A 22,997-nucleotide genomic window follows, 5' to 3' on the forward strand; every position below is an offset into this window, starting at 1 on the left:
TTACAGGGTAATCATGCAAAGCTTTGATGGATGGGATAAACCGATATCTCAGTCTACCGTGGCGAGGTAGGAAGTTACAAACTTGTAGCTTCTATTGCTCTAATCCGTGATGCCGATAACAGAAGGGCGCGCTCTACGGCGCCCTTACTGTGTGCTACGTATCCGCCGGGGCAGAGGCTTAGCCGACGATCTCGGCCAGGCTCAGCTCTTCACTGATTTGCTTGACCCAGGCGTCTACACGTTCGTTGGTCAGCTCAGGTTGACGATCTTCGTCAATGGCCAGCCCGACAAAGTGATTATCATCAGCCAGACCCTTGGAGGCTTCAAAATGGTAGCCTTTGGTTGGCCAGTGGCCGACGATGGCCGCACCGCGTGGTTCAATGATGTCGCGGATGGTGCCCATCGCATCGCAGAAATATTCCGCGTAGTCTTCCTGATCGCCACAGCCAAACAGCGCCACCAGCTTGCCGTTAAAGTCGATGTCTTCCAGCGTCGGGAAGAAATCATCCCAGTCGCACTGGGCTTCGCCATAGTACCAGGTTGGGATACCGAGCAGCAGGATATCAAACGCTGCCAGATCTTCTTTGCTGCTTTTGGCGATGTCGTGGATTTCTGCCACGTCGTTGCCGAATTTTTGCTGAAGCGTCTTTTGGATCATCTTGGCAATGTTTTCGGTATTGCCAGTGTCGCTGCCAAAGAAAATGCCTACATGAGCCATAGTAAAGATAACCTTTTAATTCAAATGAATGTGTTGCGTAAACGCGGCCTGAGGCGCTGCCAAGGGCAGGCTTGCTCAGCCGTAAATGCGTATCATGCCAGAAATTTGCCCTGAGGTTTTATCGCGTTTATGCGATGCCTCTGCGGAGGTGGAACCGATCTGGCGTCATCCTTAACGCCGTGCCGCGCGTGCGGCGGCAGAGATCAGTGTTCTGGCTGTTCTTCTGCCAGTTGGGCCAACAGCATTTGTTCGATCAATTCGCTGCGGCTGATATTGCGCTGGTCGGCCAGTTTGTTGAGAGCATCTACCGCGTCTGCGTTGATTTTCAGCTCCACACGCCGTAATCCACGCACTTTGTCCCGTCGTAGCTGATTACGCTTATTAATTCTAAGCTGTTCATCACGGGAAAGAGGGTTGGTTTTCGGGCGCCCTGGACGGCGTTCATCTGCGAACAGATCCAGCGTCGTGCGATCCGTTTGTTCTTTTGCCATTGTTGCGCTACTGCAAGGGAGTTTGCATCAAAAAGCGGTTTACGCTTCCAGACGGTTCGATTTACACAATTCGGGCCAATAAACCCTAACCCAAATTCACCCCCAGCCAAGCGCAGCTTCACACCTGGACAGGGTGGCAAAATTATAGCGCGCCATATTACCCCAGCAGATGGAGCGACGACAATGCCTAACTTAGCTACAAACGCGCTAAGCTATTCTCTCTAGCGCGTTTTTTCGCCACTTGAGCTTAGGGCTGGTCAATAAAACGGTGAATTGCCCGTAATACGGCGTCCGGCTTCTCTGCATGGACCCAGTGGCCGGTGCCTGTAACCACATAGGCGCGTGCCTGCGGGAACTGGCGGGCGATGTCATCGCGGTAGCTATCCTGCACGTAAGGTGAGAGGCCGCCACGGATAAACAGCGTCGGGTGTGGCCAGGGCGGAACCTCTTGCCAGCCGATAATGTTCTCATATTGCTCGATCAGCACCGGCAGGTTGAACCGCCAACTGCCAGCATGGAAAGATTTCAGCAGAAACTGGATCACGCCTTCTTCATCCAGCGTGGCTCGCATGAGCTGTGCAGCCTGCTGACGCTGGGTGATACCCGCATCGGTGACGGCTTGCAGTGCGGTAAAGATCTGGTCATGGCGGCGGGTGTCGTAATCCACCGGGGCGATATCGATCGCTACCAGCCGTTCAATCCGCTCTGGGGCTAGCGCGGTCAATGCCATTGCCGCCTTGCCGCCCATCGAGTGGCCGATCACGATGGCTCGCTCGATTTGCAAATCGTCCAACAGCGTCAACAGATCCTGCGCCATGGCCGGGTAGGTCATCTCCGCTGCACGCGGTGACAGCCCGTGATTGCGCAGATCGACCTTGATCACCGTATGCTGCTGGTTCAGGTCGCGCGCCAGTACGCCCAGGTTATCCAGATTGCCAAACAGGCCGTGGATCAGCACGATCGGTAGGCTCGCTGGCGTGGCAGCCGCTGCGGCCAGTAATTGATAATGTAATTTCATGGTGAAGTTCATGATCTTGAGATAATGAGTTAGGTTAACATGACCAGAGAGATTATTGGTTGGTTCGCAGAATTTTGCCGATATTTCATGGTATGGTGAGGGGTTGGCGGCCAAGGCGATTGGCTAAAGTCTGCTTTTGCCGTTTGGGAGAACATTGTAGTGTTCGCGCCCGCGCTTTTAACCTTATAATCCCATGGCTTGAATGCACCAATTGGCTTCAGGTTCATAAGTAGAAAAAACGTACTGGATAAAGATGAAAACTATTGAAGTCGACGAAGAACTTTACCGCTATATTGCCAGCCACACGCAACATATCGGTGAAAGTGCGTCTGATATTTTACGGCGTATGTTGAAGTTTACAGAAGGCCAGCCTGTGCGCACGGCCCCTGTGGTTGCCAGTGGCCAGGCAGAGCCGTCAGCGGCTGCTGTTGCAGCACAGCGTCCGCGCGATCGCGTGCGTGCGGTGCGCGAGCTGCTGCTGTCGGACGAATATGCCGAACAGAGCAAAGCTGTAAATCGTTTTATGCTGGTACTTTCCACCTTGTACACCCTCGATGCGGCGGGCTTTGCCGCGGCAACGGATTCGTTGCATGGCCGTACCCGTACCTATTTTGCTGGCGATCAGCAAACGCTGCTGGCCAACGGAACGCATACCAAGCCCAAGCATGTGCCAGGTACGCCTTACTGGGTTATCACCAATACCAACACCGGCCGCAAACGCAGCATGATCGAACACATCATGCAGGCCATGCAGTTCCCTGCGGAACTGATCGAGAAAGTTTGCGGCACCGTCTAATTTAGCGAACAGCCCGTTACGGTGGCCGTAAGCGACTCATTGCCCGGCCACAGTACTGGCATTTTAGGGAGTAGTCGATGGCTAATGACCCACGTGCCGGGCAACCCGCTCAGCAAAGTGATTTGATCAACGTAGCCCAGCTGACGTCGCAGTATTATGTACTGCAACCCGAGGCCGGTAATGCTGCACACGCGGTGAAATTTGGTACCTCAGGGCATCGCGGCAGCGCGCTTCGTCAGAGCTTTAACGAAGCACATATCCTGGCGATCGCTCAGGCCATTGCCGAAGTGCGTCGTCAACAGGGCACCACTGGCCCTTGCTACGTGGGTAAAGACACCCATGCGCTGTCCGAACCCGCCTTTATTTCCGTGCTGGAAGTGCTGACCGCCAACGGCGTTGACGTGGTGGTGCAGGAAAACAACGGCTTTACGCCAACCCCTGCCGTGTCACATGCTATCTTGTGCTTCAACCGTAAAGGGGGCGCGCAGGCAGACGGCATCGTGATTACGCCTTCGCATAACCCACCTGAAGACGGCGGCATCAAATATAACCCGCCAAACGGTGGCCCAGCCGATACCAACCTGACCTCCGTGATTGAAAAGCGTGCCAACGAACTGCTGAGCCTCAAGCTGCAGGGCGTGCAGCGTCAATCGCTGGATAAAGCCTGGACTGGCGGCCATCTGCATGCGCAGGATCTGGTGCAGCCTTACGTGGCAGGGCTGGTGGACATTGTCGATATGCCAGCCATTCAGCGTGCGGGCCTGAAGCTGGGCGTCGACCCGCTTGGTGGTTCCGGCATTGCCTACTGGCAGCGCATTGCCGAGCACTATAAGCTGGATCTGACGTTGGTGAATGACTCCATCGATCAGACCTTCCGCTTTATGCACCTCGACCATGACGGCATCATCCGCATGGACTGTTCGTCCGAATCGGCAATGGCTGGCCTGCTGGCCCTGCGCGACAAGTTCGATCTGGCGTTTGCCAACGATCCGGACTATGACCGCCACGGTATCGTCACGCCTGCGGGCCTGATGAACCCGAACCACTACCTGGCCGTTGCCATCAATTACCTGTTCCAGCATCGCCCGCAATGGGGTGCCAACGTTGCCGTCGGTAAGACGCTGGTTTCCAGCGCGATGATTGACCGCGTAGTGGCCGATTTGGGCCGCAAGCTGGTGGAAGTGCCGGTCGGTTTCAAATGGTTTGTTGACGGCCTGTTCGACGGTAGCTTCGGCTTCGGCGGCGAAGAGAGCGCCGGGGCTTCGTTCCTGCGCTTTGACGGTACGCCTTGGTCTACCGATAAAGACGGTATCATCATGTGCCTGCTGGCGGCCGAGATCACCGCAGTCACCGGTGAAAACCCGCAGCATCACTATAACGATCTGGCCAAACGCTTCGGTGCGCCAAGCTACAACCGTATCCAGGCTCCGGCAACCTCCGCACAGAAAGCGGCGTTGTCCAAGCTGTCTCCGGAAATGGTCAAGGCCAGCACTCTGGCGGGCGATCCTATCACCGCGCGTCTGACTGCAGCTCCGGGTAACGGCGCATCTATCGGCGGCCTGAAAGTGATGACCGACAACGGCTGGTTTGCCGCTCGTCCATCGGGTACCGAAGAGGCTTACAAGATCTACTGCGAAAGCTTCCTGGGTGCCGAGCACCGTGAAAAGATCGAGCATGAAGCGGTCGAGATCGTCAGTGAAGTGTTAGCTTCAGCCAAGTAATCTCTCTTTCGATAATGAAAAGGCGCTGTTTTTACAGCGCTTTTTTTACGCCTGCAATTTAGATATATCTAAATTGCAGGTTACCTATTGCGCATTTAGATATATCGATCTAGATTAGAGCCATCGACGTATTTTAGATATATCTAAATGCATCGATGCTCATATCATCAATCAAGAGGTAACAACCATGATGTTTAATCGATTTACACGTCACCACGACCAGCGGGAAGAGGGGCATTGCCACCACCGCCGTGGCGGCCGTCATCATTTTGCTGGCCGCGGGGAACACGGCCGTGGTGGTGAAGAACATGGCCGGGGCGGGCGCGGGCGTCATCGCCTGTTTGAGCACGGCGATCTGCGCCTGGTGCTACTGGCGCTGGTAGAGCGTAAACCTAGCCACGGCTACGAACTGATCAAGGCGATCGAAGAGGCTTCTTCAGGCCTGTATGTGCCAAGCCCAGGCGTGATTTACCCAACCCTCACGCTGTTGGAAGAGCAAGACTTCCTGGAACCCGCGGTGGCTGGCAATGGCCGTAAGAGCTACCAAATTACCGAACTCGGCAAGCAGGAACTGCAAAAGCATCAGGCGGCCATCGAAGTGATTTTTGCTCGCCTGGCTGGCGCGGGGCGAGACCATCGCCATGAGGGTAATCTAGCCGAAGGGATCTCCGAAGTGATGAATCGCCTGCGCTATCTGCTGCGCGGCAACATGATGCGTGCGGATTTGTCCCAGGAGCAGGTCGGGCGTATCAATCAGGCACTGCTGACCGCCGTGGAGGCTATCGAAGCCGAAATGGTATCGCCAAAACAGCCACAGGAGGATAACTGATGCCAGGCCACCGTTTCCGCATTACCGTAGAAGCCCTGACAGACCGTAAAGGTGAACCCGTCGACAAGCCGGAGTTGGTGTTTGAGGTAGAAAATCACGACGATATTCTGGCCATTGTTGAGCGCATTCAAGGGCGAGAGGATCTGAACTTTGGCGAACAGAACTGCGCGGCCTTTGCCGTCGGGCTCAAGCTGTTCTCAGAAGTGATGATAGAAAACCGCAAGCATCCGCTGTTTGAGCCCCTGCGTGACTCGTTTAAGGCGTTTATGATCGGACTGAAGAAAGGGCCCACATCGTCGCAGGATTAAGGCATAAACCGATAGCCGACGCCGGTCTCAGTGAGCAGATGCCTGGGCCGCGCCGGATCGGCTTCCAGCTTTTGCCGCAGATGGCCCATATAGATGCGCAGGTAATGGCTGTGTTCGACGTAATTAGGTCCCCAGACGTGGCTGAGTAGCTGACGCTGGGTGATCACCTTGCCAGAGTTGGCCAGCAACTCGGACAGTAAACGGAACTCGATGGGCGTCAGATGCAGATCTTCACCGTTACGCAAGACGCTGCGGTTGATCAGATCGACGGTGATATCGGAGAAGCTGAACAGTGGGCTTTCCTGTTGGCTATTGGCGTGGCGGCGTAGCGCAACCCGCACCCGAGCCAGCAGTTCACCAATACCGAACGGCTTGCTGAGATAGTCATCGGCACCTGCATCCAGCGCGGCAATCTTGTCCTCTTCGGCATGGCGTGCGGAAAGGACAATCACCGGCACCGCGCTCCATTGGCGCAGATCGCGAATGTAGTCCAGCCCGTCGCCATCGGGTAACCCCAAATCAAGAATGATCAGATCCGGCTTGCGCGTGCCGGCCTCTATCAGCCCACGCTGCAAGGTTTCACTTTCAAACACCCGTAACCCTTCGCTCTCCAGCGCGGTGCGCACGAAGCGACGGATCTCTTTCTCGTCTTCCACAATCAGAATGTTAGTCGGCGATGTGGTCACGGGGCCTCTACTCTTGGGTTATAAGTCAAAATCTGTTCCATCCAGTTCGGGTGGCTTTTCCAACGGCAGCATAAAGTGGAAGCTGGCTCCGCCTTCGGCGCGGTTCTCCGCCCAGATGCGGCCGCCGTGTACTTCAATAATGGCACGACAAATCGCTAACCCCAAACCGACGCCGGGGATCGCCGACTCTTTATTACCACGGGAGAACTTGTCAAATATCAGTTGGGTCTGTTCCTCCGGTATGCCGGGGCCATTATCCCAAACCTCCACTTCCAACCAGTCCTTAACTGCGTGGGCGCGGATCCCGATGATAGCATCGGCACCGGCATATTTATTGGCATTTTCCACCAGGTTGGTGAACACCCGCTCTAACAGGCTGCCATCGCAGTTGATCAGTACCATCTCTGACGGCAACTCCACCTTGATCTCGTGCAATATCAGCAGCGGTTCCAGCATATGCAGCGAGGCGCCGACGATCTCTTCCAGCGATTGCCACTCTTTGCGCAGGTTAAAACCGCCGGACTGAATGCGCGCCATATCCAGCAGATTGTTTACCAGGCGGGTGGTACTGAGTACCTGCTGGCGGATTTGGCTGGCCTGTGGGGCGTGGCTGGAGCCTTCGGTGGCCAGATCCAGCGTCAGGATCTCTGCCTGACCAAACAGCACGGTAAGCGGAGTACGCAGATCGTGAGAGAGGGCGGCCAGCAGCGAGTTACGTAGCTGTTCGCGTTCGGCATCCAGCTTGGCCTCTTCGGCACTGCGGGCCAGATGCAGGCGCTCCAGCGCGCTAGCGATCAGCACCGCAAAGGTCTGTAACAGCCGCTGTTGCTCCGGCACCATCAACTGACGCAGATTGTTCGGTTCAATCGCCAGCAGGCCAAAGGTCTGTTTGGAGGTGCTGAGCGGCAGCAGTTGGTATGGCACGCCGGGCAGGGTGTCGGTACCGGCCCCGGCGGGTAAGCCTTTGCCATAGCTCCAGCGGGCGATGGCTTCATCTACCGACAGCAAGCCACCTTCCTCACCCACCATCTGTTGCAGGGAGCCATCTTCCTGTGGTAGCAGCAGCACGGTTTTGGCCTGGAAGCTGCTGGAGATAAAATGACGGCTGGTTTTGGCAATATCTTCTCTGCTCAACGCCTGGCTGAGCCCACGGGACATCTCATATAAATGGCGCGCCCGTTGTTCGCGATAGCGTGCCACCCGGGCCTGATAACGCACCCCGGCGGTCAGATTACCAATGGTGATACCGACAATCAGCATCACGGCAAAAGTCAGCAGGTATTGCATATCACTGACGGCGAACGACCATTCGGGCTGCACGAAGAACAAATCGAAGCTGGCGACGTTGATCACTGCGGCCAGCACCGAAGGCCAGCGGCCAAAGAACAGGGCGATAATCGCCACGCCCAGCAGATAAACCATCACCAGGTTGGCCGAATCAAAGCCCGGCAGTAACCATTGCGACAGCAGCGTGATGATCGCGCACAAAGCCACGGCAACGGCGCAGCCCCGCAGCTGGAATCGCCATTTTTCGCTAAAGGCGCGGTTATCGTGCTCTTTGGCTTGTGGCTGCGGCGTATCGTTTTCCAGCGCAACAATCACCAGGTCGAGATCCGGCCCAAGCTGACCAAGACGATCGGCAAAGCTGCCGCGCAGCTTCCAGCGCTGTTCGCCACGGCGGCCAATAATGATTTTGCCCAGGTTATGTTCCCTGGCATAACGTAATACCGCGCGTTCTTCTGAAGGATCGGAAAGGGTGGCGGTTTCAGCCCCTAATTCTTGCGCCAGCCGCAAGGCACGCAGGATGGATCGCCGTTGGTTTTCCGGCAGGCGGTGCAGCTTGGGGGTTTCGACATACACGGCATGCCAGTGGCAACCAAGGCGTGCCGCGAGCCTTGCAGCGATACGCACCAGCTTTTCGCTACCGCTGTTATGGCCGACGCATAGCAGGATGCTGTCCCGGGTATGCCAGACTTTTTCACGCCCCTGGTTATCGCGGAAGGCCCGCATTTGGTCGTCAACGCGGTCGGCGGTGCGGCGTAGTGCCAGCTCACGCAGGGCGATCAGGTTACCCTTTCGGAAGAAATGCTCGATGGCGCGTTCGGCCTGGCCGGGGATATAGACCTTGCCTTCGTTGAGCCGTTGGCGCAGATCGTCAGGGGGCAGGTCCACCAATACCACTTCGGTCGCTTCGTCAAACACGTGGTCAGGCACGGTTTCCCTGACCCGTACTCCGGTAATGCCGCCGACGACGTCGTTCAGACTTTCCAAATGCTGGACGTTTACCGTGGTCAACACATCGATACCGGCATCCAGCAGTTCGTCCACATCCTGCCAACGTTTCGGATGGCGTGACCCTTGGGCGTTACTGTGCGCCAGCTCATCCATCAGGATCAGAGCCGGATGGCGTGCCAAAGCGGCATCGAGATCGAATTCCTGCAGCAACCGGCCACGATGTTGGATGCGTTTTGCTGGCAGGATCGACAGCCCTTGCAGTAACGCCGCCGTTTCCTGGCGGCCGTGGGTTTCCACCACGCCAATGAGCACGTCTAGCCCCTGTGCCCGTTGCCGCTGGGCCTCCTGCAACATGGCGTAGGTTTTACCTACCCCGGCGCAGGCCCCGAAGAAGACTTTCAGTTTGCCGCGTGGCTTTTCATTGGCTAACGCCAGCAGGCTGTCTGGATCGGGGCGTTGCAGTTCGTCATCCACCATCAGAGTTCCTTGTTTACCCATGCAAAGCGGGTTCGGCAATGCCGAACCCTTTAGCGACGTTTTATCACGTCTTTAGTTATTTCAACGCATCCAGCGCCATATTCAGCTTCAGCACGTTGACCACCGATTCCCCCATAAAATTAGGCGTGGCGCGATCGGTGTTTTCATCAATCAGTTTGGCAATCTGTTCCTGCGGCAACTGACGAGCGATGGCGACACGTGCTAACTGGTACTTGGCGGCGGCCAGTGAAATCTGTGGATCCAGACCACTGCCGGAAGCGGTCAGCAGGTCGACCGGGATCGGCCCGCTCATCGCCGGGTTGGCCTGGCGCAGCTGCGTTACCCGCTCGCCGATCGCTTTATCCAGCGTCGGGTTGGTGGCGGCCAGATTGCTGCCGCCGGATGCCAACGCATTATAAGCTGAATCACTGGTGGCAGAAGGGCGGCCCCAGAAATACCCCGGTTGGGTGAAGTTCTGGCCAATCAACGCCGAGCCGACTGCTTTATCCCCTTGATAGAGAAGCGATCCATTGGCCGTACCGCTGAACAGCAGTTGCGACAGACCGGTGGTGAGCAAAGGGTAAGCGATACCGGTGATCGCCGTCAGCAGGATCAGCATAACCAAAGAAGGACGTAAATAAGACATCATAAATTCCCCGTATTCTTAGCCGGCCATATTCAGCGCAGTTAACAGCAGGTCGATCAGTTTGATGCCCACGAACGGCACCAGCAGGCCACCCACACCATACAGCCACAGGTTACGGCGCAGCAGTGCAGCGGCGCTCATTGCCTTATAGCTCACCCCTTTTAACGCCAGTGGGATCAGGAAGACGATCACCAGAGCGTTGAAGATCACCGCCGACATAATCGCCGAGGCGGGGGAGTGCAGTTGCATCACGTTCAGCGCATTCAACTGCGGATAGGTTGCCGCGAAAGCCGCCGGGATAATGGCAAAGTACTTCGCTACGTCGTTGGCGATACTGAAGGTGGTCAGTGAACCGCGCGTCATCAGCATCTGCTTGCCGATATGCACCACTTCGATCAGCTTGGTCGGGTTGGAGTCGAGATCGACCATGTTGCCCGCTTCCTTGGCCGCCTGCGTCCCCGAGTTCATGGCAACTGCCACGTCGGCCTGCGCCAGTGCAGGAGCGTCGTTGGTGCCGTCGCCGGTCATCGCAACCAGGCGTCCTTCCGCCTGATACTGACGGATCAGCGCCAGTTTGGCCTCTGGCGTGGCTTCCGAGAGGAAGTCATCCACACCGGCTTCAGCTGCAATGGCGGCGGCGGTCAGGCGGTTATCCCCGGTGATCATCACCGTCTTGATGCCCATCTTGCGCAATTCGGCAAAGCGTTCTTTAATCCCGCCTTTGACGATGTCTTTCAGCGCCACCACCCCTAATACGCGTGGCCCTTCGGCGACCACCAACGGCGTACCGCCGGTACGAGCGACGCTTTCCACCAACTCATCTACCGCACGTGGGAAGTGGCCATTGTTGGATTCCACGTGGCGGCGAATGGCATCCACAGCCCCTTTACGGATCATCCGGTCCTGTACGTTGACGCCGCTCATGCGGGTTTGCGCAGAGAAAGGCACGAAGGTGGCGTTCAACGCCTGCAAATCACGTTCGCGCAGGTTGAAGCGCTGCTTGGCCAGCACCACGATACTGCGGCCTTCCGGCGTTTCATCGGCCAGCGAAGAGAGTTGGGCGGCATCGGCCAGCTCTTGCTCTTTTACCCCAGGTGCCGGCAGGAATTCGGACGCCTGACGGTTACCTAGGGTGATGGTGCCGGTCTTATCCAACAGCAATACGTCAACGTCACCGGCGGCCTCAACGGCGCGCCCGCTGGTGGCGATCACGTTGGCACCCAGCATACGGCTCATCCCGGCGACGCCGATAGCGGACAGCAGCCCACCAATGGTGGTCGGGATCAGGCAGACCAGCAAGGCTACCAACACGGTGATCGACACTATGCTGCCGCTGCCTGCGGCTTCCACGCTGTATTGAGAGTAAGGGAACAGGGTAGCGGTCGCCAGTACGAACACGATAGTCAACGCCACCAGCAAAATGGTCAGTGCCACTTCGTTTGGGGTTTTACGGCGTTTGGCACCTTCGACCATCGCGATCATGCGATCGAGGAAGGTTTCCCCCGGGTTGACGCTACACTGCACCACCAGCCAGTCGGACAGGATACGTGTCCCGCCGGTCACGGAGGAGAAGTCACCACCGGATTCACGGATCACCGGTGCAGATTCACCGGTGATGGCGCTTTCATCGACCGAGGCGCCGCCTTCCAGCACTTCGCCATCGCAAGGGATGGTGTCACCGGCTTCCACCAGCACGATATCCCCTTTACGCAGGCTCTCGGCCGAGACTTTCTCGGTAGCGCCATCACGCTTCGGCGTGGCGAGTTTCTTTGCCCAACTGGTTTTCTTGGTGCCCTTCAGGCTTTCTGCCTGAGCCTTGCTGCGTCCTTCCGCTAGCGCCTCGGCGAAGTTGGCGAACAGCACGGTAAACCACAGCCACATGGCGATGCTGCCGGTAAAGGTCGCGCTACCTTCGGCGTTGCCTGAAAGCACCACCAGCCAAATGACCGAAGTCAGGATACTGCCGAGGTACACCACGAACATCACCGGGTTACGCCACTGAACGCGTGGGTCCAGCTTTTTCACCGCATCGATCAGCGCGGTACGCATCAGTGCCGGTTCAAACAGTGCGCGTTGTTTGCGAGTCATCTTGTTCTTCTCTCTGTTATGACTGTTAATTGGCCAACCACAGTTGTAAATGTTCGGCTACCGGGCCTAGCGCCAGTGCAGGAACGAAGGTCAAGGCACCCACCAGCAGGATGGTGCCGACCAACAGGCCGATAAACAGTGGCCCGTAGGTTGGCAGCGTGCCGTTGCCCGTCGGTTGGCGTTTTTTGACACACAGCGAACCCGCAATGGCCAGCACCGGCAGGATCACCCCGAAGCGGCCAACAAACATCGCCAAGGCCAGCAGCAGGTTGTAGAACGGCGTGTTGACGCTCAGGCCAGCAAAGGCGCTACCGTTGTTGTTGGCTGCCGAAGAGAAGGCATACAGCACTTCACTGAAGCCATGCGCCCCTGGATTGAGGATGCCAGCACGGCCGGCGTCGGTAGCAATCGCCAACGCGGTGCCCAGCAGTACCAAGGTCGGCGTCACCAGGATTGCCAGCGCGGTCATCTTCATGTCATAGACATCGATCTTCTTACCGAGATATTCCGGCGTGCGGCCAATCATCAGCCCGGCGATAAATACCGTCAGCAGCACGAACAGCAGCATGCCGTACAGGCCGGAACCGACGCCGCCGAACACGACCTCGCCAATCTGCATCAGCCACATCGGCACCATGCCACCCAGCGCGGTAAAGGAGTCATGCATGGCGTTGACGGCACCGCAGGAGGCCGCAGTGGTCACCACCGAGAACATGCTGCTGGCGAGAATGCCAAAGCGGGACTCTTTACCTTCCATATTGATGTTGCTGCTACTGCCAAGCGCGCTCAGATGTGGGTTGCCAGCCAGCTCAGCGTTCATCACCACGATCACCGCAACGATAAAGATCAGTGCCATGGCCCAGATCAGCGCGTGACCCTGGCGGTTTTCACCGGCCACCTGACCAAAGGCGAAGCACAGGGCACAAGGGATCAGGAAGATCGCCAGCATCTGCACAAAGTTGGTCAATACGGTTGGGTTTTCAAACGGATGCGCCGAGTTGGCACCGAAGAAGCCGCCCCCGTTAGTGCCGAGCATCTTGATCGCTTCCTGCGAGGCTACGGGTCCCATCGGCAAGGTCTGCTGCGCCCCTTCCAGCGTGGTCACATGCAGGTAAGGCAGGAAGTTCTGCAACGTCCCCTGGCTGACGAAGAACAGCGCGATCAACAGAGACAGTGGCAACAGCACATACAGGGTAATGCGCAGGATATCGATCCAGGCGTTACCAATGGTGGCGCTGGAACGGCGTGCAAAGGCCCGGATCAGGGCAAAGGCAACGGCGATACCGGTGGCGGCAGACAGGAAGTTCTGCACCGTCAACCCGGCCATCTGGCTGAGATAGCTGAGGGTGTTTTCCCCGCTGTAGGCCTGCCAGTTGGTATTGGTGACGAAGCTGACGGCGGTATTGAACGCCAGATCCCAAGATAAACCGGGGAACCCTTGTGGGTTGAGCGGTAAGGAACCCTGTGCCATCAGCAGTACCAACAGCAGCACTAAACCGAGGATATTGAACCACAGGATCGCCAGTGCGTATTGCCACCAGGTCATCTCGGCGGTGTCATTACCGCAGCAACGCCAGACGGCTGCTTCCACATGGCGCAGGACCGGTAGTGGCTCTCCCTCGATCAGGCGAGCTATAAAGCTGCCCAGGGGACGAGCCAGCACCAGAAGCACCAGCACAAAGCTGGCGATCAACAAGAAGGCTGAAGCTGCCATCAGAAGTCCTCCGCATTAAACAGGGCATAAACCAGATAGCCCAACAGCAGCAGAACCAACAGCGCACCACCAATAACGCTGAAACTCACGGGACACCTCCAGAGGTGTTGTTTTTGATAGCCTGAGTGTAGGGAGGGCAGTAGAAAGAAGATGAAAAAATAGCGGGGCCGGGTGTAAAAAAAGTATAAAAATGATTGAAATAACGGCAGAAATTGGCGGTTTTATACGCAGGAAGGGCGTGGGCGGATGGGTTGTTGGCGTAAAAATCCGTTAAATGATCCCAGCAACGCCAAGAAACCACAATGTAACTAATGTTAAGTTAGTTATTAACCTTGATGTAACAAAATTACGTTACGGAGGCCTTTTTTGTGCTCTTTTTGCGCATTTTAGTGGTCGGATGAGTTGTAAAATTACAACCTATGCGGTAATATTTTGCTCAGTTTCCATTTGGCCATCATTTATCGTTTCGCATTGCGTCGGGTCCTGACAACCTGGCGCGGATGTTTTTAAGGAGGTTCGTATGTCTAACTACCAAGCCTATCCGTTGCATCGGGTCCTCCTGCGCCGTAGCGCAGTGATTGTGATCGGTGTTCTTGCCTTGCCGGTGATGCTGTTCCGTGCCGATCGCGCACGTTTTTACAGCTATTTACACCGCGTCTGGTCAAAAACCAGCAATAAACCGGTCTGGCTGCAACAGGCAGAAACGGCGTCCTGCGATTTTTATTAATCCTGGCCCGTTGCACTACTACGAACCCTCGCCCCTTTGGCGGGGGTTTTTGCGTTTTAGGCCGCACTAACGCACTAAATCCTCTACACTTCTAGCATTAACCCGTTGGTGGGAGACAAGATATAGCGCAGGAACTGGCCAGGCTTATCGACCACTATCGCCAGGGGATGCAACCGCTGCTGGCACCGATTACCGATTACGCTGTTAAAACATGACATGGCCGAATATCCTGATAGCTATCTGGCGCAACAGCGCTATTTTGAGCCCTATCCGGAGGCGTTGTGCCTGCGCTACGGCCATTAACCTGCAAGGAGTGTTATGACCACGCATCTGGTCTGGTTGCGTAACGATCTACGCATTACCGACAATAAAGCCCTCTCTGCCGCCTGTAGCGATCCGCAAGCCAAGGTGCTGGCGGTATTTATCGCTACCCCCGCGCAATGGCGTCAGCACCATATGGCGCCACGTCAGGCGGCGTTTATCCACGCCAATCTGTTGCAGGTGCAAGCGGCGCTGGCGGCTCGGGGCATTGAACTGATTTGCCATCAGGGCGACGATTTTGCCGGTTCGGTTAACTGGCTGGAGGAGTTCTGCCAGCGCCAGCAGGTTACGGCCCTATATTATAATCGTCAGTATGAAATCAATGAGCGTCAACGTGACGCCCGCCTTGAGCAGGCATTGGCCGGGCAGGTGAGGTTCCACAGCTTTGATGATAGCCTGCTGTTGCCTCCCGGTAGCGTGCAAACCGGCAACGGCGAGATGTACAAGGTGTATACGCCTTTTCGCAAAGCCTTTCTCCAGCGGTTGGCCGAGACCGACGTGAGCTCTCTGCCAGCACCACGCCCGCGTGGGGAAGCCGTTGGTTTTACCGCAGCGGTGGCATTCGATTATCCTTTGGCTGAGGTGGGAGAGGGCTATCCCGCAGGCGAAGAGGCTGCATTGCACAGGTTGCGCGCTTTCTGCCGCGAGCGGGTGCAAGACTATGCGACACAGCGCGATTTGCCCGCCATTGCCGGCACCAGCAATCTGTCACCCTACCTGGCTATTGGCGTTATCTCTCCCCGCCAGTGCGTCAACCGTCTGCGCGTCGAGTGCCCCGATGTGCTGGAAAATCCGCAAAGCGGTGCTTTCTGTTGGCTTAATGAGCTGATCTGGCGAGAGTTTTATCGTCATCTGATGGTGGCGCATCCTGCGTTATGCAAGCACCGTCCCTTTATCGCCTGGACGGATAAGGTATGCTGGCAACGCAACGACGCGGCGTTACTGGCCTGGCAACAGGGTAATACCGGTTACCCGATTGTCGATGCAGCCATGCGTCAGCTCAATCAAACCGGCTGGATGCATAATCGCCTGCGGATGATCGTGGCCAGCTTCCTGGTCAAGGACTTGCTGATCGACTGGCGCGCCGGTGAACAGTATTTCATGTCCCAATTGTTGGATGGCGATCTGGCCGCCAACAACGGTGGCTGGCAGTGGGCCGCCTCTACCGGTACCGATGCCGCACCTTATTTCCGCATCTTTAACCCGACCACTCAGGGCGAACGTTTTGATCCAAAAGGCACTTTTATCCGTAAATGGTTGCCTGAACTGGCGGATGTACCGGACAATGAGCTCCATCAACCCCATCGCTGGGCGGAAAAGCAGCAGCAGGTTCTGAATTATCCGCCGCCGATAGTCCAACACCAGCAGGCTCGGCTGGAGACGTTGGCGGCTTTTGAAGCGGCCAAGCGAGGGGGACATTAAAGTAACAGCAAGGAGCTTCCTGATGATGAAGAAACTACTGGCCCTGTGCCTGGTGGGCTATTCCGCGTTGGCCGTGGCCGGTTTTGACGTAGTGGCGCTAGGCGTCGACGGTGGCGTCAGCGACGGCAATCTGACTTCTTATCTGATCCGCAGTGATAACCAGACGCAGTATCTGGCACTGGATGCCGGGACGCTGCTGCCGGGGATTGCCAAAGGGCTGGAAAAGGGCAGTTTTCCACAGGTCACACCCGAGCTGGCGGCTCCCTATACTCCTCAGGGCTATATTTTCCGTCAGCTGATTGGCGGTTACTTCATTAGCCACGGCCATCTGGATCACGTGGCTGGGCTGATCCTCGGTTCACCGGAAGACAGTAAGAAAACCGTTTATGCGCAGGCCGATACCGTATTGACGTTGCGCAATCATTATTTTAACTGGAAAGCCTGGCCCAATTTTACCGATGCCGGTAATGGCTCGCGGCTAGGCACTTACCGCTTGCAAACGGTGCGCCCGCTGCAGCGTGTGACCCTGGGCCTGACCGGTTTGAGCGGGGTGATGTACCCACTTAGCCACGATCGCTACCCCTCTTCGATGTTGCTGGTGGCCGACCGTGAAGGGTCATTTGCCTACTTTGGCGATACCGGGCCGGATGCGCTGGAACAGTCACGCAATCTGGATGGTGCCTGGCGCGCACTGGGGCCGCTGATTGAGCAGAAGAAGCTGAAGGGCATGATTATCGAAACCTCTTACCCGAACGAGGTGGATGACAAGCATCTGTATGGTCATCTGACCCCGGCCTGGCTACTGAAGGAGCTAAAAAACCTCCAGCAGTACAGCGGTGGAGAGGGATCGTTAAAAGATCTGCCGGTGATCATCAGCCACATCAAGCCCAGCCTGAAACAGGGGGAAGATGTGCGTGCTACCATCAAGCAACAGCTGGATCAGGGCAACGATCTGGGGGTGAAATTTATCCTGATGGAACAGGGCGATCGGCAACAATTTTGAATGAGAGTGAGATGACTATGCATAACCTCGATCTGGAACATCTGATCAACAGCGAACTCAACTGTGCGGCCTTCCAGGACTACGCGCCAAATGGCCTACAGGTGGAAGGGCGGGCACATGTGCAGCGTATCGTGACGGGAGTGACGGCCTGCCAGGCGTTGCTTGATGCGGCGGTGGAACATCAGGCGGATGCCATAGTGGTGCATCATGGTTACTTCTGGAAAAACGAAGCACCCGCGGTGCGCGGCATGAAGCGTAACCGGCTGAAAACTCTGCTGAGCAACGATATCAACCTGTATGGCTACCACTTGCCGCTGGATGCACACCCGGAACTGGGGAATAACGCGCAGTTGGCAAAGGCGTTGGGCATCCGCGTGATCGGTGAGATCGAACCTTTGGTGCCGCACGGCGAATTTGAGCAACCGCTTAGTGCGGGTGAATTGCAACAGCGTATCGAGAGCCGTCTTGGCCGAGCGGTGTTGCACTGTGGCGATAATGCCCCGCAGGCAATCCGTCGGGTGGCCTGGTGTACCGGTGGCGGCCAGGGATTTATCGACAGCGCGGCGCGATTTGGCGTTGATGCGTTTATCAGCGGAGAAGTTTCTGAGCAAACTATTCATACGGCGCGGGAGATGGGCGTGCACTTTTTTGCCGCCGGTCATCACGCGACGGAATGTGGTGGGATCAAGGCGTTAGGCGAGTGGTTAGCGCAACATCACGGCTTTGACGTCACCTTTATCGATATCCCCAATCCGGCCTAATTTGCCTATGGGTTCGGTAAAACGAACCCTTTAGCGCCGCTAATCCCTTATATTCCCGAAGGTTGCTCTCTTGACAGCCGACGTTACGTCCCGCATAACTGATACGCTTTTCAAATAATAAAATACCCTGTGAACTTCAAGTTGCTACCCAGTGACCCGCTCATTCGTTCGTGAGCGGTCAGTCATGCTGCGGCTTGAAACACGACGAGTATAAGGAGATAGGGGTGCAACGAGCACAATATTACCTGCTAGGGGAACGCGCTGTAGTGCTTGAATTGGCACCCCCGGTGACGCTGCAAAGTCAGCAGCGCATCTGGGCATTGGCAGAAAAGTTGAATCACCACACTGACGTACGGGAAGTGGTGCCGGGAATGAATAACCTGACGCTGTTGTTGTATACGCCGCAGGCTGATGCCGAGGCGATGCTGGAACTGCTGCGTCAAGGATGGGAGGGCAACGAAAGCCTGGTGCCAGAGTCCCGCGATGTCGATATCCCGGTGATCTATGGCGGCGAATATGGCCCCGACCTGGATGAGGTGGCGCGCCATACCGGTATGACGCCGCAACAGGTGGTGGAATGCCATTCGTCCACCGCGTATGTGGTTTATTTCCTGGGCTTCCAACCTGGTTTTACCTATCTGGGGGGGATGCCGGAGCGTCTGGCCACTCCACGCCGTGCGGAACCTCGTTTGTCTGTTGCTGCGGGTTCTGTGGGGATCGGTGGCGGCCAGACGGGGATCTATCCGCTGGTCACGCCGGGCGGTTGGCAACTGATTGGCCGCACGCCGTTGGCGCTGTTTAATCCGAATGAAATGCCGCCGACGCTGCTGCGCCCAGGCGACAACGTGCGCTTTGTGCCGCAAAAGGGGGGCGTATGCTGAAGATCTTGCGAGCCGGTATTTACACCACCGTCCAGGACCTGGGGCGTAACGGTTTCCGGCGTTTGGGCATCAGCCAGGGCGGCGCTCTGGATATCCCTGCGCTGAAAATAGCCAACCTGCTGGTGGGCAATTCGCCCGAAGCGGCTGGGTTGGAGATCACGCTGGGGCAATTCAGTGCCGAATTTACCCATAATGGGTGGATTGCGCTGACTGGCGCGGGCTGCGATGCTCAGTTGGACGGCAAATCTTTATGGACGGGCTGGCGCTATCCGGTAAAAAAAGGCCAGCAACTGACGCTGAAGATGCCTAAACGCGGGATGCGCAGCTATCTGGCGGTGTCTGGCGGCATCAATGTTCCGGAGATGCTGGGCTCACGCAGCACCGATCTGAAAGCGGGCTTTGGTGGATTGGAAGGCCGGCAGTTGAAAGAGGGCGACGTGTTGCCTGCGGGTCAGCCGCAGGCGCTGCCGACCACGGTCATCGGGGTGAAACAGCCGCTGTTCAGCAACCGGATCAGGGTGTTGACCGGGCCGGAATATGACGAGTTCAGCCAACAGGCGCAGGACGATTTCTGGCGTACCGCCTGGCAGCTCAGCCCGCAGAGTAACCGCATGGGTTATCGCCTGCACGGTGGTAGCTCCCTGACTCGCACCACTGAACGGGAAATGCTCTCCCATGGCCTGATACCCGGCGTCATCCAGGTCCCACACAATGGTCAGCCGATCGTCTTGATGGCCGATGCTCAGACTACCGGGGGGTATCCGCGGATTGCCTGCGTGATCGAGGCCGATCTGTTCCACTTGGCGCAGATCCGTCTGGGGGATGCGCTTCACTTTATCCCCTGCACCCTGGCAGAGGCGCAGCACGCCAAGGCCGAGCAGGATCACTTTATTCAACAGATTGCCTGGGGGGTTAAATGATCGTCGATTTAAATGCCGATCTCGGTGAAGGTTGCGCCAATGACGAAGCGCTGTTGCAGTTGGTCAGCTCGGCCAATATTGCCTGCGGCTTCCATGCCGGGGATGCCCAGACCATGCGCCAATCGGTGCGCTGGGCGTTGCAATACGGTGTGGCGATTGGTGCCCATCCCAGTTTCCCTGATCGGGAAAACTTCGGCCGCACCCGGATGCAGTTACCGGTAGAAACGGTGTATGCCCAAGTGGTGTATCAGCTGGGTGCGCTGGCCGCTATTACCCGGGCTGAAGGCGGCGTGATGGCCCATGTGAAACCGCACGGCATGCTCTACAACCAGGCGGCGGTGGAACCGGAATTGGCCGAAGCCATTGCCCGTGCGGTGTTGGCGGTAGACCCTTCGTTGCGTCTGGTGGGGTTGGCCGGTAGTGAGCTGATCCGTGCAGGTGAAAAACTGGGGTTGGCGACGCGGCAGGAAGTGTTTGCCGATCGCGGCTATCAGGCTGATGGAACATTGGTGCCGCGTGGACAACCAGGAGCACTGATTGCCAGTGATGAACTGGCATTGCAACAGACGCTGGAAATGGTTCGCCACCAGCGTGTACGAACCGTTGAGGGGGGCTGGGCCTCCGTCAAGGCTGAAACCGTTTGTCTGCACGGCGACGGGGAACATGCACTGGCCTATGCCAAGAAGCTGAGAGAGAGCTTTACTCAGCAGCAGATTGGCGTCAGCGCCGCATAAAAAAATAATGACTAAAGCAAACACAACATTGCCCGCAAGACCGAGGGCGACAAGAGGGAAGTGAATATGGAACAAGCGGTAAACCTCTGGCCACTGATAGGCATCGCTGCCATCGTGGTTGGATTTGTATTACGTTTTAACCCGGTGCTGGTGGTGATCGCCGCCGGTATTATCACCGGGCTGGCGGCGTTGATGCCGCTGGATGTCATTTTGGAAAAGCTTGGCGAGGGCTTCCTCAATACCCGTAACCTGCCGCTGATCCTGCTGTTGCCGCTGCCGATTATCGGGCTGTTAGAGCGCCACGGTTTGAAAGAACGTGCGCAGGCGTGGATTGCCAAAATCAAAAGCGCCACCGCCGGGCGTTTACTGATCGTCTACCTGTTTGTGCGTGAAGTAACGGCGGCAATGGGGCTGACCAGCCTGGGCGGCCAACCTCAAATGGTACGTCCGCTGTTGGCACCGATGGCGGAGGGGGCCACGGAAAACCGCTATGGGGAACTGCCGGAACGTGTGCGCTATCGTCTGCGGGCAATGTCTGCCGCGACCGATAACGTCGGGCTGTTCTTTGGTGAAGATATTTTTGTCGCCTTTGGCGCGATCATCTTTATGCATAACTTTATGCTGGAATCCGGCGGCATTCAGACCGAACCGCTGCACATTGCGCTGTGGGGGATCCCAACGGCGATCTTTGCCTTTCTGATCCACTCGTTCCGTTTGTACCGCATGGACAAACAACTCAACGCTGAACTGAGCAAACTTAACCAGGCTGCGTTGCAGGCCAAGGGAGAAGGCCAATGATATTCCAACAACAATATCTCTATTGGCTGGCGGGTGCGGTATTACTGATCGTCGCCGCAATGTCGTTTCGCGATAAGGCCAACCCACGCCGTATTTCTACCGGCCTGTTCTGGGCCTTATACGGATTGATCTTCCTGGTGGGGGATTGGACCTATGGGCTATTTGGCTCAGGGGCTGAAGCCAAGCGTCAACTGCATATCACCGTGGGCGTATTGGTGGTGGTGATGGCTCTGATCGCCGGTTTTGGCGGTGTGCGTCTTGGTAGCTATCATCAGCGCAGCCAGCAAGAGCGCGAAACCAGTGCCAAACGCTTGGGCAACCGTCTGTTTATCCCGGCGCTGGCGATCCCGGTCGTCACGGTGATCGGCGTGCTGCTGTTCAATAACATCCCGGCCTTGCAACAGGCGGTGTTTGGCAGCGGTAACCACTCCACCTTGATCACCTTGTTCTCCATGACCCTCGGCTGTTTGCTTGGCCTGGTTATTGCGGTGAAGATGACCCGTGAGAAAATGTCGCAGCCAGTGCAGGAAGCTCGTCGTCTGCTGGATTCCATCGGCTGGGCCTTCATCCTGCCGCAAATCCTGGCGACTCTTGGCCTGCTGTTCACCGTTGCGGGCGTTGGCACGGCTATCTCCCATTTAACGCAGGAATACCTGGCGGTAGATAACCGCTTTATCGCCGTAGCGGTGTATGCCATCGGCATGGCCGTATTAACCATGATCATGGGGAACGCGTTTGCGGCTTTCCCGATTGTCACTGCGGGTATTGGTATCCCGATCCTGGTACTGCAACACGGCGGTAACCCCGCGGTGATGGCGGCTATCGGCATGTTCTCCGGCTATTGCGGCACGTTGATGACGCCAATGGCTGCTAACTTTAATATTGTACCGGCAGCGTTACTGGAGTTACCGGACAAGAATGCGGTCATCAAGGCGCAGATACCGACCGGGGTCACGTTGCTGCTGGTTAACGTATTCCTGCTTTATTTCCTGATGTTCCTCTAGGAGAACGCATGCAGAAAGTATTGATTACCGGCTTTGAGCCGTTTGGCGGCGAGCGAGTCAACCCATCCTGGGAGGTGGTGAAGCAGCTTAACGATCTGGAGCTTGGCGGGGCGCACATTATCGCGCGCCAGCTACCTTGCGTCTTCGGTGAGGCATTAACTGTGCTGAACGCGGCCATTGATGAAGTTCAGCCAGCGATGGTAATGGCGATCGGCCAGGCGGGCGGGCGCACTGACATCACACTGGAACGCGTCGCTATTAACGTCGATGACGCGCGTATTCCCGACAATCAGGGACAGCAGCCGATCGATCAGGCCATTGTGGCAGATGGTCCTGCGGCCTATTTCAGCACCTTGCCGATCAAGGCGGTGGTGAATGCGATGCGTGAGGCTGGCATTCCGGCCTCGGTATCACAAACCGCCGGGACCTATGTCTGCAACCATGTGATGTACGGTCTGTTGCACCGCTTAAGCGGGCAGCAGGCGGTGAAGGGCGGGTTTATCCATATCCCTTACCTGCCTGAGCAGGCGGCACAGCATCCTGGTGCGCCGAGTATGGCAGCCCAGACGGTGCTGTTTGCTTTGGAAATGGCAATTTCGATCGCCTTGCAGGTGGAGCATGACTTGAAAGTGGTGGGTGGCGCCACGCACTAAGGTCATTTATGCTACCTCCATGTTAACCCTAGGGTTCGGCTTGCCG

Annotated in this window: 23 protein-coding genes and 1 pseudogene; 15 read left to right on the top strand and 9 right to left on the bottom strand. The window is 56.8% G+C overall.

The features are described 5' to 3' along the window. Positions 1–178: 178 nt before the first annotated feature. The 3 genes from fldA to ybfF all read right to left on the bottom strand — a co-directional run bounded on the left by fldA (position 179) and on the right by ybfF (position 2,239). Positions 179–718, bottom strand: coding sequence for a flavodoxin FldA (fldA, locus tag ACMV5H_RS02330; RefSeq protein ID WP_414821394.1), 540 nt, complete (start codon positions 716–718; stop codon positions 179–181). A gap of 203 nt (positions 719–921) precedes the next feature. Continuing rightward, positions 922–1,209 carry a LexA regulated protein gene (gene ybfE / locus ACMV5H_RS02335; RefSeq protein ID WP_021805298.1) on the bottom strand — a complete coding sequence of 96 codons (288 nt, stop codon included), beginning with the start codon at positions 1,207–1,209 and terminating at the stop codon, positions 922–924. A gap of 247 nt (positions 1,210–1,456) precedes the next feature. After that, on the bottom strand, positions 1,457–2,239 hold the full coding sequence (gene ybfF, locus ACMV5H_RS02340) for an esterase (protein WP_414821395.1): 783 nt from the start codon (positions 2,237–2,239) through the stop codon (positions 1,457–1,459). A 241-nt stretch (positions 2,240–2,480) separates the two neighbouring features. Here ybfF and seqA point away from each other — a divergent pair, with 241 nt between their 5' ends. From seqA to ACMV5H_RS02360, 4 genes are all read left to right on the top strand, one after another. Next, positions 2,481–3,023 (top strand): replication initiation negative regulator SeqA, encoded by a 543-nt coding sequence (gene seqA / locus ACMV5H_RS02345; RefSeq protein ID WP_414821396.1) that lies wholly within the window; start codon positions 2,481–2,483, stop codon positions 3,021–3,023. Between the two features lie 77 nt (positions 3,024–3,100). After that, complete coding sequence (gene pgm / locus ACMV5H_RS02350) at positions 3,101–4,744, top strand: phosphoglucomutase (alpha-D-glucose-1,6-bisphosphate-dependent) (RefSeq protein ID WP_071682262.1); 1,644 nt, start codon at positions 3,101–3,103, stop codon at positions 4,742–4,744. Positions 4,745–4,934: 190 nt separating this feature from the next. Continuing rightward, positions 4,935–5,573: a PadR family transcriptional regulator gene (locus ACMV5H_RS02355; RefSeq protein ID WP_373368194.1), complete on the top strand. Its 639-nt coding sequence runs from the start codon at positions 4,935–4,937 to the stop codon at positions 5,571–5,573. Next, on the top strand, positions 5,573–5,881 hold the full coding sequence (locus ACMV5H_RS02360) for a DUF3861 domain-containing protein (protein ID WP_414821397.1): 309 nt from the start codon (positions 5,573–5,575) through the stop codon (positions 5,879–5,881). Before ACMV5H_RS02355 ends, ACMV5H_RS02360 begins: the two co-directional genes overlap by 1 nt. Here ACMV5H_RS02360 and kdpE read toward each other — a convergent pair. From kdpE to ACMV5H_RS02390, 6 genes are all read right to left on the bottom strand, one after another. After that, positions 5,878–6,567 carry a two-component system response regulator KdpE gene (gene kdpE, locus ACMV5H_RS02365; RefSeq protein WP_021805292.1) on the bottom strand — a complete coding sequence of 230 codons (690 nt, stop codon included), beginning with the start codon at positions 6,565–6,567 and terminating at the stop codon, positions 5,878–5,880. The genes ACMV5H_RS02360 and kdpE overlap by 4 nt on opposite strands. Positions 6,568–6,585: 18 nt before the next feature. Further along, a complete protein-coding gene (kdpD, locus tag ACMV5H_RS02370; protein WP_115158769.1) occupies positions 6,586–9,279 on the bottom strand; it encodes a two-component system sensor histidine kinase KdpD in 2,694 nt (897 codons plus the stop codon). Between the two features lie 76 nt (positions 9,280–9,355). Continuing rightward, positions 9,356–9,925, bottom strand: coding sequence for a potassium-transporting ATPase subunit KdpC (kdpC, locus tag ACMV5H_RS02375; RefSeq protein ID WP_414821450.1), 570 nt, complete (start codon positions 9,923–9,925; stop codon positions 9,356–9,358). 18 nt (positions 9,926–9,943) lie between these two features. Continuing rightward, the gene (kdpB, locus tag ACMV5H_RS02380) at positions 9,944–12,013 is read right to left on the bottom strand and encodes a potassium-transporting ATPase subunit KdpB (protein WP_021805289.1); all 2,070 of its coding nucleotides are present in this window, start codon (positions 12,011–12,013) and stop codon (positions 9,944–9,946) included. A gap of 25 nt (positions 12,014–12,038) precedes the next feature. After that, on the bottom strand, positions 12,039–13,727 hold the full coding sequence (gene kdpA, locus ACMV5H_RS02385; RefSeq protein WP_115158770.1) for a potassium-transporting ATPase subunit KdpA: 1,689 nt from the start codon (positions 13,725–13,727) through the stop codon (positions 12,039–12,041). After that, positions 13,727–13,816, bottom strand: coding sequence for a K(+)-transporting ATPase subunit F (locus tag ACMV5H_RS02390; RefSeq protein WP_037375124.1), 90 nt, complete (start codon positions 13,814–13,816; stop codon positions 13,727–13,729). Before ACMV5H_RS02390 ends, kdpA begins: the two co-directional genes overlap by 1 nt. A 431-nt stretch (positions 13,817–14,247) precedes the next feature. Between ACMV5H_RS02390 and ACMV5H_RS02395 the strand changes: the two genes are divergently transcribed. The 11 genes and pseudogenes from ACMV5H_RS02395 (at position 14,248) to pcp (ending at position 22,951) form a co-directional block, all read left to right on the top strand. Then, positions 14,248–14,454, top strand: coding sequence for a YbfA family protein (locus ACMV5H_RS02395; RefSeq protein WP_094982676.1), 207 nt, complete (start codon positions 14,248–14,250; stop codon positions 14,452–14,454). Positions 14,455–14,582: 128 nt separating this feature from the next. Beyond that, positions 14,583–14,757 (top strand): annotated as a pseudogene (locus ACMV5H_RS02400) (DUF1722 domain-containing protein); the annotation flags it as partial. Between the two features lie 15 nt (positions 14,758–14,772). Beyond that, complete coding sequence (phrB, locus tag ACMV5H_RS02405) at positions 14,773–16,197, top strand: deoxyribodipyrimidine photo-lyase (RefSeq protein WP_414821398.1); 1,425 nt, start codon at positions 14,773–14,775, stop codon at positions 16,195–16,197. 22 nt (positions 16,198–16,219) lie between these two features. Further along, positions 16,220–17,200, top strand: a complete 981-nt coding sequence (locus ACMV5H_RS02410) for an MBL fold metallo-hydrolase (protein ID WP_414821399.1) — start codon at positions 16,220–16,222, stop codon at positions 17,198–17,200. A gap of 17 nt (positions 17,201–17,217) precedes the next feature. Further along, positions 17,218–17,961 (top strand): type 2 GTP cyclohydrolase I, encoded by a 744-nt coding sequence (locus tag ACMV5H_RS02415; protein ID WP_115158801.1) that lies wholly within the window; start codon positions 17,218–17,220, stop codon positions 17,959–17,961. A 224-nt stretch (positions 17,962–18,185) separates the two neighbouring features. Beyond that, entirely contained in the window at positions 18,186–18,842 is a 657-nt protein-coding gene (gene pxpB / locus ACMV5H_RS02420) for a 5-oxoprolinase subunit PxpB (RefSeq protein WP_024483155.1), read from the top strand. Further along, positions 18,836–19,762: a 5-oxoprolinase subunit PxpC gene (pxpC, locus tag ACMV5H_RS02425; RefSeq protein ID WP_414821400.1), complete on the top strand. Its 927-nt coding sequence runs from the start codon at positions 18,836–18,838 to the stop codon at positions 19,760–19,762. The genes pxpB and pxpC overlap by 7 nt, the downstream gene beginning before the upstream one ends. Next, on the top strand, positions 19,759–20,496 hold the full coding sequence (pxpA, locus tag ACMV5H_RS02430; RefSeq protein ID WP_179252388.1) for a 5-oxoprolinase subunit PxpA: 738 nt from the start codon (positions 19,759–19,761) through the stop codon (positions 20,494–20,496). Before pxpC ends, pxpA begins: the two co-directional genes overlap by 4 nt. Positions 20,497–20,562: 66 nt before the next feature. After that, positions 20,563–21,294 carry a DUF969 domain-containing protein gene (locus ACMV5H_RS02435; protein WP_021805279.1) on the top strand — a complete coding sequence of 244 codons (732 nt, stop codon included), beginning with the start codon at positions 20,563–20,565 and terminating at the stop codon, positions 21,292–21,294. Further along, positions 21,291–22,298: a DUF979 domain-containing protein gene (locus ACMV5H_RS02440; RefSeq protein WP_021805278.1), complete on the top strand. Its 1,008-nt coding sequence runs from the start codon at positions 21,291–21,293 to the stop codon at positions 22,296–22,298. Before ACMV5H_RS02435 ends, ACMV5H_RS02440 begins: the two co-directional genes overlap by 4 nt. An 8-nt stretch (positions 22,299–22,306) precedes the next feature. After that, entirely contained in the window at positions 22,307–22,951 is a 645-nt protein-coding gene (gene pcp, locus ACMV5H_RS02445) for a pyroglutamyl-peptidase I (RefSeq protein ID WP_414821401.1), read from the top strand. Positions 22,952–22,997: the final 46 nt, after the last annotated feature.

The sequence above is a fragment of the Serratia sp. N21D137 genome, assembly GCF_047530005.1.
GTDB lineage: Bacteria > Pseudomonadota > Gammaproteobacteria > Enterobacterales > Enterobacteriaceae > Chania > Chania fonticola_B.